Raw genomic sequence first — 16,136 nt, 5'->3', positions numbered from 1 at the left:
TTCTCCATGTTTCGAAAAATTTTAATTGCCAATCGTGGTGAAATTGCGGTTCGTATTATCCGTGCGGCGCGTGAATTGGGGATTGCGACGGTGGCGGTTTATTCAACTGCTGATAAGGAAGCCCTTCATACGCTTTTGGCAGATGAAGCTGTTTGTATCGGACCTGGCAAGGCAACAGAGTCTTATCTCAATATCAATGCGGTTCTATCAGCTGCAGTCTTGACTGAGGCAGAAGCTATTCACCCCGGTTTCGGATTTCTCAGTGAAAATTCCAAATTTGCAACCATGTGTGAAGAGGTGGGGATTAAGTTTATCGGTCCATCTGGTCATGTCATGGATATGATGGGAGACAAAATCAATGCGCGTGCTCAGATGATTAAGGCTGGTGTGCCTGTTATTCCAGGTTCAGATGGAGAAGTGCATAACTCTGAGGAGGCCTTGATTGTTGCTGAAAAAATTGGCTACCCTGTTATGCTCAAGGCTTCAGCAGGTGGAGGTGGTAAAGGGATTCGTAAGGTTGAAAAACCAGAAGACCTCGTTTCAGCCTTTGAAACTGCCTCTAGTGAAGCCAAGGCCAATTATGGCAATGGTGCCATGTACATAGAACGGGTTATTTATCCAGCTCGTCACATTGAGGTTCAAATCCTAGGAGACGAGCATGGGAATGTGATTCACTTGGGGGAACGAGATTGTTCTCTTCAACGGAATAATCAAAAGGTTTTGGAAGAAAGTCCTTCGATTGCAATCGGAAAAACGCTGCGTCATGAAATCGGTGCTGCTGCTGTTCGAGCTGCAGAGTCTGTTGGCTATGAGAATGCAGGGACTATTGAGTTTCTTCTTGATGAAGCAAGTGGCAAATTCTATTTCATGGAAATGAATACTCGTGTTCAGGTAGAGCATCCAGTAACAGAATTTGTTTCAGGTGTGGATATCGTTAAGGAACAGATTCGCATTGCGGCAGGTCAGCCTTTGTCTGTTAAGCAAGAAGATATTGTCCTACGTGGCCATGCCATCGAGTGTCGGATCAATGCAGAAAATCCAGCCTTCAACTTTGCTCCAAGTCCAGGTAAGATCACCAATCTCTATCTGCCAAGTGGTGGAGTTGGCTTGCGCGTGGATTCAGCAGTTTATCCAGGCTATACCATTCCACCTTATTATGACAGTATGATTGCCAAAATCATCGTTCACGGTGAAAATCGTTTTGATGCCTTGATGAAAATGCAACGTGCCCTCTATGAATTAGAGATTGAAGGGGTGCAGACCAATGCAGATTTCCAGCTTGACCTCATTTCAGATCGCAATGTCATTGCTGGGGATTATGATACTTCCTTCTTGATGGAAACCTTCTTACCTAAATATCAAGAAAAAGAATAAAATGACTTCAAGAGTTTAAACCGAAAAGGGGAATCAATGGCTCTATTTAGTAAAAAAGATAAGTATATTCGAATCAATCCCAATCGTTCGGTTAGGGAAAAACCTCAAGCCAAGCCAGAGGTTCCAGATGAATTATTCTCCCAGTGTCCAGGCTGTAAGTATACCATTTATCAGAAGGATCTGGGAAGTGAGCGTATCTGTCCACATTGTAGCTATACCTTTCGTATTTCTGCCCAAGAACGCTTGGCTTTGACGATTGATATGGGAACCTTCAAGGAATTGTTTACAGGGATTGAAAGCAAGGATCCCTTGCATTTCCCTGGTTATCAAAAGAAACTAGCAACTATGCGTGAAAAAACAGGTCTGGATGAAGCCGTTGTGACAGGAACTGCTCTTATTAAAGGTCAGACTGTGGCTCTTGGTATTATGGATTCCAACTTTATCATGGCTTCTATGGGTACAGTTGTAGGTGAGAAAATCACTCGCTTGTTTGAGTATGCGACTGTTGAACAGTTGCCAGTTGTTCTCTTCACAGCCTCTGGTGGAGCCCGTATGCAGGAAGGGATCATGAGTCTCATGCAGATGGCCAAGATTTCTGCAGCGGTTAAACGGCATTCAAATGCTGGTCTCTTTTACCTAACCATTTTGACAGATCCAACGACAGGTGGTGTAACAGCTTCCTTCGCTATGGAAGGCGATATCATTTTAGCTGAACCACAAAGTTTGGTTGGTTTTGCTGGGCGTCGTGTGATTGAAAATACGGTTCGTGAAAGCTTACCTGAGGATTTCCAAAAGGCAGAATTCTTATTGGAACATGGCTTTGTGGATGCTATTGTCAAAAGAAGAGACTTACCAGATACGATTGCTAGCCTAGTTAGATTGCACGGAGGGAGTCCAAGATGAATATTGCAAAAATAGTCAGAGAAGCGCGTGAGCAGAGTCGCTTGACAACCTTGGACTTTGCGACAGGCATTTTTGATGACTTTATCCAATTACACGGTGACCGTTCTTTTCGTGACGATGGTGCAGTTGTTGGTGGTATCGGATGGCTTGGAGACCAAGCTGTAACAGTGGTTGGTATCCAAAAAGGCAAGAGTTTACAAGATAACCTCAAGCGGAATTTTGGTCAACCACATCCAGAAGGCTACCGCAAGGCCCTACGTTTGATGAAACAGGCTGAAAAGTTTGGTCGTCCAGTTGTGACCTTTATCAATACTGCAGGTGCCTATCCTGGTGTCGGCGCGGAAGAACGTGGACAGGGAGAAGCTATCGCTCGCAATCTCATGGAAATGAGTGACCTGAAAGTTCCGATTATCGCCATCATTATAGGTGAAGGTGGTTCAGGTGGGGCTCTGGCTCTAGCAGTCGCAGACCGTGTTTGGATGCTGGAAAATTCTATCTATGCCATTCTCAGCCCAGAAGGCTTTGCTTCCATTCTATGGAAGGACGGAACTCGTGCCATGGAAGCAGCAGAGTTGATGAAAATCACTTCACATGAATTGCTAGAAATGAACGTGGTGGACAAGGTGATTTCTGAAGCAGGACTTTCTAGTAAAGAACTGATTAAGAGTGTTAAAAAAGAACTCCAAACTGAACTAGCTTTACTTTCACAAAAACTGCTAGAAGAGTTGTTGGAAGAACGTTACCAACGATTTAGAAAATACTAATACCTCAGAATACATAAAAACTAGAACTGGCAGTCAGTTCTAGTTTTTATGTGCTTCTTAATCTGTGCAGAGAGGAAAGTCAAAAAGTGCTTGGAAGACCAAACACCTTTTTGATTATTCATTTTCTTCAGTTACAAATTGACTAAGCAGTCCGTTGATAAAGCGGGCTGATTTTTGATCTGAAAAATTCTTGGCAAGTTCAATAGCTTCATTGACTGCTACCAGCTGAGGTGTATCAAATGATGTAATTTCAAAGATACCCAAGCGTAGTAAGTTTTTTTCGACCAAGGTCAAGCGTTCAACTGTCCAGCCTGACTTGAGGTGCTGGTTGATTTGTTTATCCAACTCGTCTTTTTGAGCTTGAACACCAGAAACCAAGTTCAGAAGAAAGGCAGGGATTTGCACATCTGCATCTTCACGGTCATGTGTGTAGGCAAAGTGACAAGCTGTCTCCATATCTGTGCCGAATTCAAGGCTCATAAGAGCTTGAAAAGCACATTTACGAAGTTCGCGTCTAGATTCTAATAATGGACTAGTCATTGAGGAAGTCCTCGTTAAATAGATCTTTCAACTCTGGTTTAGGTGTTTTGTCTGGAACAATTCCTGTAACATGGATATTGACAGCAGCAAGTTCCACATCAGCCATATCATGGACAGCATCTTTGACCGCTTTTTGAATAGCAAGAGCAACTTTTGGTACTTTCACACCGTACTCAAGATAGAGGTAGATGTCAGCAGTTAGTTCTTCGTTGCTTTCTTTTAAGTAGACGCCACGACCAAGAGAGAGTTTTGATAGGGTATCAGATACGGATTTATTTGAAAATGAATGGACACCATCAACTTTAGCAGTTGCGATGGCAATGATTTTTTCAAGTACACGTGGAGCGATAACGATTTCGCCAAATTGTTCTTCAGTTCCCATAGAATGACCTCTTTCTAGAGATTAGGCACGAGAAACGTAAGTTCCTTCTGCAGTGTTGATGATCAATTTTTGTCCAGCTTCGATGAAGTCAGGAACGTTGACAACAAGTCCAGTTTCCATAGTTGCTGGTTTACCAGAACCTGTAACAGTAGCACCCTTGATAGATGGTTGTGTTTCAGCAACTGTCAATTCAACAGTAGTTGGTACAGTTACACCGATTACTTCAGTTCCGTAGAATTGGATTTTTACATCTGAGTTTTCAAGGATGTAAAGCAATTCATTTTCAACGTTTACGACTGGGATTTCGTATTGGTCATAAGTTTCAGTGTTCATGAAGTAGGCAGTTTCATCCATTTTGTACAAGTATTGAGCTGGAACAGTTTCGATAATAGCTTGTTCGAATTTTTCTTCTGGACGGTAGCTTGTATCAAATGTAGAACCAGTACGGACATCACGCAATTTCATACGCATGATCGTGTTTCCTTTACCTGGTTTGTGGTGGCTAGCTTCCAAAACGCGGATTAATTTTCCGTCTGCAGTTTCAAATGTCATACCAGCTTTCAATTTGCTTGCTTCAATCATGTTTTTACCTCTTTAATAAATATTATTACTCTTCATTTTACCATAAAATCTTCTGGAAATAAAGCCAAAATAGTTATTGGGAGATGGTAGGGGAGAAAAAAACCAACCTCAGGGCTGGTTTCTTTTACATATTAATCTTCTTTCAACTTCGCTAATTCTTGTGCAAGGAGTTTAAGGGCTACTTGTGGGTTGGCTTGGCCTTTGGTTGCTTTCATAAGGAATCCTGTGAAGGCCTTGTCTGCGTTACGTTTGCCTGACTTGAAGTCGGCAACTGCGGCTTCATTGTCCGCAAAGACTTGGTGGATAATTGGAATCAAAACAGCTGGATCTGAGATTTGGACCATGCCAGCTTTTTCCACGTATTCACGCGCTCCACCACCGTTCTTAGCTAGGTGGACAAAGACTTTCTTAGCAATCTTAGAAGAGATAGTGCCGTCTTCGATAATGGCAATCATTTCAACCAAGTTTTCTGGTGTCAATTTGATTTGTTCAAGTGTTTTTCCTTCAGCGTTCAAGAACTGAGCGACTTCGCCTTGGAGCCAGTTAGAGACTTGTTTGGCATCGCCACCGAGGGCAACAGCTTTTTCAAAAAAATCAGAAGTGACTTTATTTGCAGTCAACTGGCTAGCATCGTAGTCTGACAAGCCAAGGTCAGATACATAACGTGCACGGCGTTCCTTTGGAAACTCTGGCAATTCAGTACGCATTTCCTCAATCCACTCGTCTGAGATTTCAAAGAGTGGTAGGTCTGGTTCTGGGAAGTAGCGGTAGTCTGCAGCCCCTTCCTTGACACGCATGAGGATGGTTGCTTTATTAGCTTCATCGTAACGGCGTGTTTCTTGGCGAATTTGACCGCCTGAGCGAAGGATTTCAGCCTGGCGTTGGACTTCGTATTCAAGACCTTTGCGAACGTTTGAGAAGGAGTTGAGGTTCTTCAACTCTGTCTTGGTACCGAATTTTTCTTGACCATAAGGACGAAGGGAGATGTTGGCATCCACACGCATGGAACCTTCTTCCATCTTAACGTCAGAAATACCAGCGTACTGGATAACTTCCTTGAGGGCAGTTAGGTAAGCATAGGCTTCTTCAGGCGAACGCATATCAGCTTCAGATACAATCTCGATCAATGGCACCCCTTGGCGATTGAGGTCAACATAAGAGTAGCCGTCTGTACCGTGGGTATTTTTACCAGCGTCTTCCTCTAGGTGAGCACGTTCGATACCGATTTTCTTAGTCGTACCATCTTCTAGCTCAACTTCAATCCATCCGTTATAACCAATTGGCTCATCAAACTGAGAAATTTGGTAAGCTTTTGGATTGTCAGGATAGAAGTAGTTCTTGCGGTCAAAGTGCATCTTTTTGTGGATGTCCATGTTGAGGGCAAGAGCTGCCTTGATACCAGCATCGACAACCCCTTTATTGAGAACGGGTAGAACTCCTGGGAAAGACCAGTCAATCACGTTGGTGTTGGCATTTTGGTCATTTCCAAAGTGGGCAGAAGTAGGTGAGAAGATTTTTGAATTGGTGTTGAGCTCTACGTGGACTTCAAGTCCAATGACTGTTTCAAAGTTCATTAGTTATCACCTCCAAAAATCACGGGTTGTTGTTTGTGGTAGTCTGTTGTTGCTTCAAAAGCAGCAGCAGCTTGGTAAATGGTTTCCTCAGAGTACTTAGGACCAATCAATTGCAGACCAACAGGTAGACCTTGAGAGAATCCAGCAGGAATCGAAATCCCTGGGAGACCAGCTAAGTTGACTGGGATGGTCAAGAGGTCAGCTAAGTACATAGCAACTGGATCGTGGTTGAGAGAATCCAAGTCATAGGCAACACTTGGAGCAGTTGGACCCAAAATCAAATCGTAATTCGCAAAGACTTTTTCGAAATCTTGGATGATGAGGGTACGGACCTGACCAGCTTTCTTGTAGTAGGCATCGTAGTAACCTGATGAAAGGCTGAAAGTACCTAGCATGATACGACGTTTCACTTCTTCACCAAAACCTTGGCTACGGCTATTTACGTAGATTTCATCAAGGTTGCTTGCATCTTCTGCGCGGTAGCCGTAACGGATACCATCAAAACGTTGCAAGTTTGATGAAGCTTCTGATGAAGCGATGATGTAGTAAACGGCAACACCGTATTTTGAGTGAGGAAGGCTAACTTCTTCAACGATAGCACCCAATTTTTCAAAGTGCTTAGCAGCATTCAGAATGGTTTCCTTAACCTCTGGGTCAATCCCTTGGCCAAGATATTCTTTAGGTAAAGCGATTTTCATTCCCTTGATGTCTTGGCCGATTTTTGAAGTAAAGTCGGCGATGCGGACAGGAGCAGAAGTAGAGTCTTTAGCATCTTCGCTGGCAATAGCGTTGAGCAAGAGAGCATTTTCCTTAACAGTTGGTGCGAAAGGTCCGATTTGGTCTAATGAGCTACCAAAGGCAATGAGACCGAAACGTGAAACTGTTCCGTAGGTTGGTTTGAGACCAACGATCCCATTGAAGGCAGCAGGTTGGCGGATGGAACCACCAGTATCAGAACCAAGTGACAAGCGGACTTGCCCTGAGGCTACAGCTGCGGCTGAACCACTTGATGAGCCACCAGGAACTTTGCCTTGATCCCAAGCATTTTTAGTGGCCCCATAGTGAGAAGTCTCACCTGAACCACCCATGGCAAATTCGTCCATGTTGGTCTTTCCGACAACAATCATGCCCTTGGCTTTTGCATTGGCAACAGCTGTTGCATCAAAGATAGGCTCATAGTTGTAGAGCATTTTTGAGGCAGCAGTTGTGAGGATGCCGTCTGTAGAGATGTTATCCTTAACAGCAAGTGGAATTCCTGAAAGGACATTGTCAGCATCGATTCCAGCTTCATCAATGGCTTTAGCTTGCGCAAGAGCCTGGTCTTCAGCGATGGTGACGAAAGCGTTGATAGCTGTCTCGCGAGATTGGATATCATCAAGCGTAGCTTGTGTCAATTCTGTTGCTGAAATTTCCTTAGAAACAAGGAGATTGTGCAAGTCTTCAATGGTTTTATTGTTGAAAGTCATTAGGCATCTCCTCCATCGTCTAGGATAGCTGGTACCTTGATATAGTAGTTGTCTTTTTCAGGTACGTTTTTAAACAAGCGATCACGGTTTGTTCCTTCTTCGGCCACATCAGGGCGGAGTACAGTTTTGCGGTCAGCCATAGTTGTAGTTGGTGCGACACCAGTTGTGTCAACTTCGCCCAGCAATTCAACCATGTCAACAATCTTGGACAAGGTAGTCGCAAAGGCAGCAGTTTCTTCTTCAGAGAATCTTAATTTTGAAAGATTGGCAACGTGTGTTACCTCTTCTTGCGTAATTTTCATCTTGCATCCTTTCGTGAAATGATGATTTTTAGTCTGTTCTATTTTACCATATTTTCCTATAAATAAGGGAGGGGGAAGTGAAAAGAAATAGAAATTGAAAAAAATGCTAAAATTCGATATAATGGAGTGTTGAAAGGAATGGTAAAATCCAATGTAAAAATCATTCTTAGATATCGAAACAAGAAAAATAGAGAATCAAAGAAAGAGAACTTATGAATATTCAAGAAGAAATTAAGAAACGTCGTACTTTTGCCATCATCTCCCACCCTGACGCGGGAAAAACTACTATTACTGAGCAGTTGCTCTACTTTGGGGGTGAGATTCGTGAAGCTGGTACGGTTAAAGGAAAGAAAACAGGGACTTTTGCTAAGTCTGACTGGATGGATATCGAGAAGCAACGTGGGATTTCGGTGACCTCATCTGTTATGCAGTTTGACTACGATGGTAAGCGCGTCAACATCCTCGACACGCCAGGGCATGAGGACTTCTCAGAAGATACCTATCGTACCTTGATGGCGGTGGATGCTGCGGTCATGGTCGTGGACTCTGCCAAGGGTATCGAGGCCCAAACTAAGAAATTATTTGAGGTTGTGAAACACCGAGGTATTCCAGTTTTTACCTTTATGAACAAGCTGGACCGTGACGGACGTGAGCCACTGGACCTCTTGCAAGAATTGGAAGAAGTTTTGGGCATTGCTAGCTACCCAATGAACTGGCCAATCGGGATGGGGAAAGCTTTTGAAGGCTTGTATGACCTCTATAACCAACGCTTGGAGCTCTATAAAGGGGATGAGCGTTTTGCCAGTTTAGAAGATGGGGACAAGCTTTTTGGCAACAATCCTTTCTATGAGCAAGTCAAGGATGATATTGAACTTTTAAATGAAGCTGGAAATGAGTTTTCAGAGGAAGCTATCCTTGCTGGAGAATTGACACCTGTCTTCTTTGGTTCGGCTCTTACTAACTTTGGTGTTCAGACCTTCCTTGAAACCTTCCTCAAGTTTGCTCCAGAACCACATGGGCACAAGAAAATAGATGGCGAAATTGTGGATCCTTATGACAAGGATTTCTCAGGATTTGTCTTTAAAATCCAAGCCAACATGGACCCTCGTCACCGTGACCGTATTGCCTTTGTCCGTATCGTATCAGGCGAATTTGAGCGTGGAATGAGCGTCAATCTACCTCGTACTGGTAAGGGTGCCAAACTATCGAATGTTACCCAGTTTATGGCGGAAAGTCGCGAAAATGTAACCAATGCCGTGGCAGGTGATATCATCGGGGTTTACGATACAGGCACTTATCAGGTTGGGGATACCTTGACGGTTGGGAAAAACAAGTTTGAATTTGAACCGCTACCAACCTTTACTCCTGAGATTTTTATGAAAGTTTCTGCTAAGAATGTCATGAAGCAAAAATCCTTCCACAAGGGGATTGAGCAATTGGTGCAAGAAGGAGCCATTCAGCTCTATAAGAATTACCAAACTGGCGAGTACATGCTAGGCGCTGTTGGTCAACTCCAGTTTGAAGTCTTTAAACACCGTATGGAGGGCGAGTACAATGCAGAAGTAGTCATGAGTCCAATGGGTAAAAAGACTGTTCGTTGGATCAAGCCTGAGGACTTGGATGAACGGATGTCATCAAGTCGCAATATCTTGGCTAAAGACCGTTTCGACCAACCAGTATTCCTCTTTGAAAATGACTTTGCCCTCCGTTGGTTTGCGGATAAGTATCCAGATGTAGAGTTGGAAGAAAAAATGTAACTCAGTGTCGTAATTTAACAACCGGTTTACCTAAACGCTTCGCTAGGCAGAGTCCGCGAATGATATCGCTTCGTAAAACTTTCCGTCGTAACGATTAGAAAGCTGTCTAGCGACCTGCTTTACTAACTTTGTGTAGATGGGTAAGCGCTGTGTAATTTTATCTACACGCCATTAATAAGAAAAGTCCAGGAATGCTATCAATTCTTGGGCTTTTTCCTTGTGGCGAATTGCAAGTTGACTTGCCAAGTTTGATGTCTTGGTCTTGAATCAGTAACTACTATAGTGCTTTATCTAAATTTCTTATTAAGAAAATCCTGCGAATGTTATGGCATTGTGGAATTTTTTGTAAGGGTTAGTGAGTCTAGCTACTTGACTTTCTAATAGTCAATTAAAATCAAAGTAAACCTTTTTTCTTGCCAGCCTGCTCAAAAAATATCCTAGTTAAACTATATATTTTGAAATTTACTATCTCTTAATTTTAATGAAAGTAGCGAAGGGTTCCTTGAATAACATACAATATATATGTCTATGCGAAGAAAAATGATGCTCTTTTTGATTTTAGATAAGCATCACGCATTCGTCGGCAAAAATAATGGATTTCTCTTTTTTATAGCCCAGTCAATGAGGGATTCGGTTTGATAGTATATTAACTGTAGTTGTCAATGGAACCTCCATGAAAAATCAAGCAGAAAATGCTTTTTTTTTTTAGCAAAATACACTACAAAATAAGTTGACTTAATATAACGATTCGTGTATAATAAGAAAAGATTGCATTAAGCTAACTAATGTAGTACTTTTTTGGAGGAAAAAATAAATGTTTTTCAGACGTCAAGAGGGTCAATATCGTGAAACTGATCGTGTGACCCGCTATAAGTTGGTGAAATCCGGTAAGCATTGGCTGCGGGCTTCAACCTCTTTATTTGGTTTGTTCAAGGTTTTCCGTGGTAGTGTTGACACTACTCAAGTTATGACCGAAGTGGTTGAAAACCAAACGAGCAATACGATTACAGGCCTCGATATCATAAGGGGGCTGGCAGCTACAGGAGCTGTATTAGGCGGAGCAGTGGCAACACAAACTACTGTTCATGCCAATGATGCAGTTGCCCTTGAAAAGACATTAGAGTCATCGGATGTTCTAGTTGCCAATGATACAGTTGTTCTCGGGTCGGCATCGCAAAAAAATTCAGAAAATTCGGTAAGTTTATCACACTCAGAAAGCGAGAGTGTATCTACCTCAGCATCTACCTCTACTAGCCAATCAGTGAGTGTTAGTGCCTCTGCAAGTATGTCAGCAAGTACTTCGGTTTCTGTTAGCGCGTCGACAAGTGCTTCAACTTCAGCTAGTGTGTCAGCAAGTACTTCTGTAAGTTCTAGTCAGTTGATGGTTAATTCTGGGGGTAGTTCGGCTGCTACTAGCGCTACTAGTGTTGAAACTTCTGGACAATCAGAATCTGCATCGATTGCGAATCAAGGGTTGTCGAATTCTAATTTTTCCGCCCCTGTATTGGATGCAGCTAAGTCAGAGACATCTTTGACAGCTAGAAATGCAGAATTAACAAGTTTGGTGGGAGTGACTGCTGGTGCCATAGCAACATCGGAAGTTTCAGCTAAACAACAGGATGAAAATCGTAAGAAGCTAGCAAAACTCTCAGCTGAAATGGGTGAGTACCTAGCAAAAGCGGCTGGTCTACCTAATAGTGATGCAGCTATAGCAAAAGTGAATGCTGCGGTGACTGCTATCGAGGCAGCCCTTGCTAATCCTAAGGCAGATTTGACAGAAACTGTAAAACTAGCAACCTCTGCTCGTAATTCCATTGCTAATGCTGTGTTGAGAGTCAATTCAGGTGCGCGTGATGGCCGTAATGGACAAGCGATAGAGAGGGGCGCTTCTCCTAGAGCATCATTCTCTAGTCATGGTACGACAGCCTCAATTGCGTCTACTAATTATAACCCCAATACTCATGAAGTTGTTTGGCGTATTAATATGCACGCTAACAATGCCTTGCATCATGTAGGGCTTATTGCGGATGTAGATTCCAATACGACGATTAATCGTGTGACCTTTAATGGACAACCAATGGATAAACGTGGTGGTTCAAGAAATGAGTATGTCTATGATATACGCCATGATGAACAAAGAAACCTAGAGGCAACGCTTGAGGTTCATGCCACTGTAAATAAGCAGTCGAAAGCTGCTAGCTTGAACGCAAGAGTTGCTACAAGCAGTCAACCGTTTACAAGTGCGGATACTTCTGGAAATTATAGCGGTTCAATAAGTTCAACTGTTCCAACTGGTAGTCGTGGAAGTGACAGAAGTGCTCAACCAAGAGCGGTTTCTGATGCACCAACTATAACAGTTGATGACGAGAATATGACGGTGTTTAATGATGATCGCATTGCAAATGTCATCAGAATATCCAGAGCAAATCCTGGAACTAATATAGCTATGTGGGATAAGATAGGTGCTGACCCTATCCCTGGTGTGGATGTTAATGGCTACAACAAAGGCGTGCGTGGTAATTACCAAAATATAACAGCTGCGCTTGAAGGAACTGTTGGAAACGGAACTGCTTCTGCAACAGTTGGAAAAAAATATTTTTATAAAATTGGTGCAGTTGGTACTAACGGTAAACAGTATAATAAAGATATTGTTGTCACTATCAAAGGTTTCAATGAGCGTAACAATCCTGTCAGTGGAGATGCTGTTGCAGTTAACAACCCTGCATCTTTGAGTAAAACTGAGAAAGAACAAATCCTAGCTAACTTCAAGAGCAAAAATGCTGATATTCTCTCGAGTGCTGACTACGCGAAAGGTTCTGAAGGTCGTAAAGAAATTACGGTATCTGGTACAGGTCTTATCACCCTTACTTATCGTGATAATACTGTTGATACAGTTCAAGCGGATGTGAAAGATGGAGTTGCGCCAACTGCTGCTTACACTGTCAAAGTGAATAATCAAGCACCTAAAACAGACAGTGCTGGGCGTTCTATTTTTTATGCTGGAGATCAAATTCAGATTACTTTTACTGGTGATGACAACTCTGGAAAATTGAAGGAATTGACCTTGAATAAACAAGGTCCAAATGGGACATTGATTCCTCTAGACGATTTCTTTGAAGGTAACTCTACTAAATGGGGGACTGGTGCGGTAGATAATATTACAAGTGTAAGTACTGCTCCAGTTACAAAGACAGTAAATGTTACTGTAAATAAGAACATGCAATGGGCGTCTGGTAATATATTTTCTCGTGTAGTTAAAGCAGTCGATCCTACAGATAATTCTACAACTAGTTCTTGGTTTGGAGTTGCTCAAGGGGCACTCAAGGATCGTTTACCTGTTGTCAAACCATCTAAAGTACTCGTTGGTGATAAGAATGCTTTGATAGAATCAGAAAGAGAAGCTATCAAAAATGCCATTTTTGCTCAAAATAATCAAGATACTCATCGCATCAAATCGATCGATGTTTCAAGTAATGGTACAGCAACAATTACCTATAATGACTTAACAGTTAATACCCTTCAACAAGTAGATACGGTTGAAGAACGTCCAAAAGTGGGAGTGACAGTAAGTCGAGATGGTAAGGTGTTAACTCCAACACAAAATCCTCAACGTGGTGCAGAATACATTGTATATGCAGGTGATGATTTCACAGTTGATTTCACAGCATCTGATAATAGTGGAAAACTAAAAGAGTTTAAGATTGTCGCAAAAGCAGATGCCAACCGATCAGCTTTAACAACTAACTTCTTCCAAGGAGATAGTGGGACAGGTGATGAATATGGTAGAGGTTCAGTCGATTATCTAAATAGTGGTAATATCAATGCTTCTGAGAACACCCCTGCTCATATTACTGTAAACGCACATTTAAAAGATGATTTACAATATAATTCAGGTAATACATGGCAACGAAATGCTGTTGCTACAGACCAAGAAAACAATTCAAGTCTAATCGGAAGACTTGGGAATGTTCGTATTACTCAAGGTCAGCTCAAGGATCGTTTACCTGTTGTCAAACCATCTAAAGTACTTGTTGGTGATAAAAATGCTTTGATAGAATCAGAAAGAGAAGCTATCAAAAATGCCATTTTTGCTCAAAATAATCAAAATACTCATCGCATCAAATCGATCGATGTTTCAAGTAATGGTACAGCAACAATTACCTATAATGACTTAACAGTTAATACCCTTCAACAAGTAGATACGGTTGAAGAACGTCCAAAAGTGGGAGTGACAGTAAGTCGAGATGGTAAGGTGTTAACTCCAACACAAAATCCTCAACGTGGTGCAGAATACATTGTATATGCAGGTGATGATTTCACAGTTGATTTCACAGCATCTGATAATAGTGGAAAACTAAAAGAGTTTAAGATTGTCGCAAAAGCAGATGCCAACCGATCAGCTTTAACAACTAACTTCTTCCAAGGAGATAGTGGGACAGGTGATGAATATGGTAGAGGTTCAGTCGATTATCTAAATAGTGGTAATATCAATGCTTCTGAGAACACCCCTGCTCATATTACTGTAAACGCACATTTAAAAGATGATTTACAATATAATTCAGGTAATACATGGCAACGAAATGCTGTTGCTACAGACCAAGAAAACAATTCAAGTCTAATCGGAAGACTTGGGAATGTTCGTGTTACTCAAGGTCAGCTCAAGGATCGTCTTAAAGTGACAAATCCTGAATTGACAACTGTTGAAAATAAAAACAGCTTGACCGCAGAGGAAAAGACTGCTGTCAAGAATGCCATCTATGCTAAAAATGATAAAGCAGATCACCGTATCAAGGACATTGAAGTCCAGCCAGATGGTACAGCAACGATTGTCTACAATGATGAAACACGTAGTACTCCAATTCCACAGTCGGCTACAGTCAATGAGCGACCAACAATTAAAAACTTAACTCCTAGTAATGCAGAAATCGACCGCGCTAATCCGCATAAGATAGTTGTTTATCGTGAAGAAAGATTTAGTGTGGATGTGAACTTGACTGATGACCATGGTCGATTGGACAAGATTAAGGTAGATGATAGAACTACTGTAAGCGCTGATACTCCAAATTCATTTGAGGTGAGACCTCAAGCGCGAATCAGCGTTCCTGCTAAAGGAACAGATATTAACTTTACCGATAAATCTAAGAAATTGGGACAAGACGGCAATGCCACAGAGGCTAATCCGTATACAATAACTATTTCGGGATATGTAGGTGGAAAACAGGAAATTAATAACAACCCTGATAAGAATAGCTGGACCCGTTATATTACTGGTTATGACCAATCTAATTTAACGAACAATAACGATGCCAACAACCCTACAAATAACGCCTATATCCAGATTGAGTTCCGTAAGCAGTCAGATAAGTACGATCCGAGAGCAACGAATCATACAGTGAAGGTGACTTCAAATGGATCTGTTCCAAATTTGGGATCACCAGAGACTTATATTTCTAATAAATCTGACTGGCCAGCTGAAGGTACAACGCCAGGTGCAAGAACGACTTATAAATGGAAAGATGGTGAAAATTCACCTGTTACAAATGGTAAATTAACACGCACAGTTATAGTAACTTATCCAGATGGTTCGACAGATGAAGTTCCAGTTACTATTACGGTAGATGATTCAGAGTATAGATCGCAGTCTGCCTCAACGAGCACATCTAAGTCAGCATCGACAAGTGCTAGCCAAAGTGTCTCAACGAGCGCATCTAAGTCGGCATCGACAAGCGCTAGCCAAAGTGCCTCAACGAGCGCGTCTAAGTCGGCATCGACAAGTGCAAGTACATCAGCTTCAACAAGCGTAAGTACGTCAGCAAGCACTTCAGCTTCAACGAGCGCAAGCACATCAGCTTCAACAAGTGCAAGTGCATCGGCAAGTACGTCAGCTTCAACAAGTGCAAGTACGTCAGCCTCAACAAGCGTAAGTACATCGGCTAGCACATCAGCCTCAACAAGCGCAAGCACATCAGCAAGTACATCGGCTAGCACGTCAGCAAGTACGTCAGCCTCAACAAGCGCAAGTACGTCAGCAAGTACATCGGCATCAACAAGCGCAAGTACATCGGCATCAACAAGTGCAAGCACATCAGCAAGTACGTCAGCATCAACAAGCGCAAGTACGTCAGCAAGTACATCAGCAAGTACGTCAGCATCAACAAGTGCAAGTACATCGGCTAGCACGTCAGCATCAACAAGTGCAAGTACATCGGCTAGCACATCAGCATCAACAAGCGCAAGCACTTCAGCAAGTACATCCGCTTCAACAAGCGCAAGCACATCAGCATCAACAAGTGCAAGTACATCGGCAAGTACATCAGCTTCAACAAGCGCAAGTACCTCAGCAAGTACATCAGCTTCAACAAGTGCAAGCACATCAGCAAGTACATCAGCATCAACAAGTACATCAGCATCAACAAGTGCAAGCACATCGGCTAGCACATCAGCAAGTACGTCAGCTTCAACGAGCGCAAGTACATCAGCAAGTGCGTCAGC

Annotated in this window: 11 protein-coding genes; 5 read left to right on the top strand and 6 right to left on the bottom strand. The window is 42.4% G+C overall.

Going from position 1 to position 16,136, the window contains the following annotated elements:
* The first annotated feature begins 6 nt into the window (after window positions 1-6).
* The 3 genes from accC to QM865_RS07315 are packed head-to-tail and all read left to right on the top strand — an operon-like array spanning window position 7 to window position 3,041.
* Window positions 7-1,374, top strand: coding sequence for an acetyl-CoA carboxylase biotin carboxylase subunit (gene accC / locus QM865_RS07325; protein WP_172934073.1), 1,368 nt, complete (start codon window positions 7-9; stop codon window positions 1,372-1,374).
* 36 nt (window positions 1,375-1,410) lie between these two features.
* Window positions 1,411-2,277, top strand: a complete 867-nt coding sequence (gene accD / locus QM865_RS07320; RefSeq protein WP_001173362.1) for an acetyl-CoA carboxylase, carboxyltransferase subunit beta — start codon at window positions 1,411-1,413, stop codon at window positions 2,275-2,277.
* A complete protein-coding gene (locus QM865_RS07315) occupies window positions 2,274-3,041 on the top strand; it encodes an acetyl-CoA carboxylase carboxyl transferase subunit alpha (protein WP_023945571.1) in 768 nt (255 codons plus the stop codon). The genes accD and QM865_RS07315 overlap by 4 nt, the downstream gene beginning before the upstream one ends.
* A gap of 114 nt (window positions 3,042-3,155) precedes the next feature.
* Here QM865_RS07315 and nusB read toward each other — a convergent pair whose 3' ends face one another.
* From nusB to gatC, 6 genes are all read right to left on the bottom strand, one after another.
* The gene (gene nusB, locus QM865_RS07310) at window positions 3,156-3,581 is read right to left on the bottom strand and encodes a transcription antitermination factor NusB (protein ID WP_000203638.1); all 426 of its coding nucleotides are present in this window, start codon (window positions 3,579-3,581) and stop codon (window positions 3,156-3,158) included.
* Window positions 3,574-3,963, bottom strand: coding sequence for an Asp23/Gls24 family envelope stress response protein (locus QM865_RS07305; RefSeq protein WP_000536306.1), 390 nt, complete (start codon window positions 3,961-3,963; stop codon window positions 3,574-3,576). The genes nusB and QM865_RS07305 overlap by 8 nt, the downstream gene beginning before the upstream one ends.
* Before the next feature lie 21 nt (window positions 3,964-3,984).
* Window positions 3,985-4,545 carry an elongation factor P gene (gene efp / locus QM865_RS07300; RefSeq protein WP_000568643.1) on the bottom strand — a complete coding sequence of 187 codons (561 nt, stop codon included), beginning with the start codon at window positions 4,543-4,545 and terminating at the stop codon, window positions 3,985-3,987.
* 131 nt (window positions 4,546-4,676) lie between these two features.
* Complete coding sequence (gatB, locus tag QM865_RS07295; protein ID WP_050261420.1) at window positions 4,677-6,119, bottom strand: Asp-tRNA(Asn)/Glu-tRNA(Gln) amidotransferase subunit GatB; 1,443 nt, start codon at window positions 6,117-6,119, stop codon at window positions 4,677-4,679.
* Entirely contained in the window at window positions 6,119-7,585 is a 1,467-nt protein-coding gene (gene gatA, locus QM865_RS07290) for an Asp-tRNA(Asn)/Glu-tRNA(Gln) amidotransferase subunit GatA (RefSeq protein ID WP_414306355.1), read from the bottom strand. The genes gatB and gatA overlap by 1 nt, the downstream gene beginning before the upstream one ends.
* Complete coding sequence (gene gatC, locus QM865_RS07285) at window positions 7,585-7,887, bottom strand: Asp-tRNA(Asn)/Glu-tRNA(Gln) amidotransferase subunit GatC (protein ID WP_000705424.1); 303 nt, start codon at window positions 7,885-7,887, stop codon at window positions 7,585-7,587. Before gatC ends, gatA begins: the two co-directional genes overlap by 1 nt.
* Before the next feature lie 212 nt (window positions 7,888-8,099).
* On the opposite strand from gatC, the gene QM865_RS07280 reads away from it, so the two are divergent.
* Both QM865_RS07280 and QM865_RS07275 read left to right on the top strand, forming a co-directional pair.
* Window positions 8,100-9,644, top strand: coding sequence for a peptide chain release factor 3 (locus QM865_RS07280; protein ID WP_414306354.1), 1,545 nt, complete (start codon window positions 8,100-8,102; stop codon window positions 9,642-9,644).
* Between the two features lie 814 nt (window positions 9,645-10,458).
* Window positions 10,459-16,136 (top strand): accessory Sec-dependent serine-rich glycoprotein adhesin (locus QM865_RS07275; RefSeq protein ID WP_414306353.1); only part of this gene is annotated, 5,678 nt, incomplete at its 3' end.

The organism is Streptococcus mitis (genome assembly GCF_047462815.1).
Taxonomy (GTDB): domain Bacteria; phylum Bacillota; class Bacilli; order Lactobacillales; family Streptococcaceae; genus Streptococcus; species Streptococcus mitis_DO.
The sequence above is the reverse complement of the archived record's forward strand: the minus strand, read 5'-3'. Positions and strand labels throughout refer to the sequence as shown.

Bases quoted from the DNA above. Each gene is read 5' to 3' on its own strand.
- QM865_RS07315 (WP_023945571.1), top strand. From the start codon at position 2,274: ATGAATATTGCAAAAATAGTCAGAGAAGCGCGTGAGCAGAGTCGCTTG.
- gatA (WP_414306355.1), bottom strand. From the start codon at position 7,585: ATGACTTTCAACAATAAAACCATTGAAGACTTGCACAATCTCCTTGTT.
- QM865_RS07280 (WP_414306354.1), top strand. From the start codon at position 8,100: ATGAATATTCAAGAAGAAATTAAGAAACGTCGTACTTTTGCCATCATC.
- efp (WP_000568643.1), bottom strand. From the start codon at position 4,545: ATGATTGAAGCAAGCAAATTGAAAGCTGGTATGACATTTGAAACTGCA.
- QM865_RS07305 (WP_000536306.1), bottom strand. From the start codon at position 3,963: ATGGGAACTGAAGAACAATTTGGCGAAATCGTTATCGCTCCACGTGTA.
- gatB (WP_050261420.1), bottom strand. From the start codon at position 6,119: ATGAACTTTGAAACAGTCATTGGACTTGAAGTCCACGTAGAGCTCAAC.
- gatC (WP_000705424.1), bottom strand. From the start codon at position 7,887: ATGAAAATTACGCAAGAAGAGGTAACACACGTTGCCAATCTTTCAAAA.
- accD (WP_001173362.1), top strand. From the start codon at position 1,411: ATGGCTCTATTTAGTAAAAAAGATAAGTATATTCGAATCAATCCCAAT.
- nusB (WP_000203638.1), bottom strand. From the start codon at position 3,581: ATGACTAGTCCATTATTAGAATCTAGACGCGAACTTCGTAAATGTGCT.
- accC (WP_172934073.1), top strand. From the start codon at position 7: ATGTTTCGAAAAATTTTAATTGCCAATCGTGGTGAAATTGCGGTTCGT.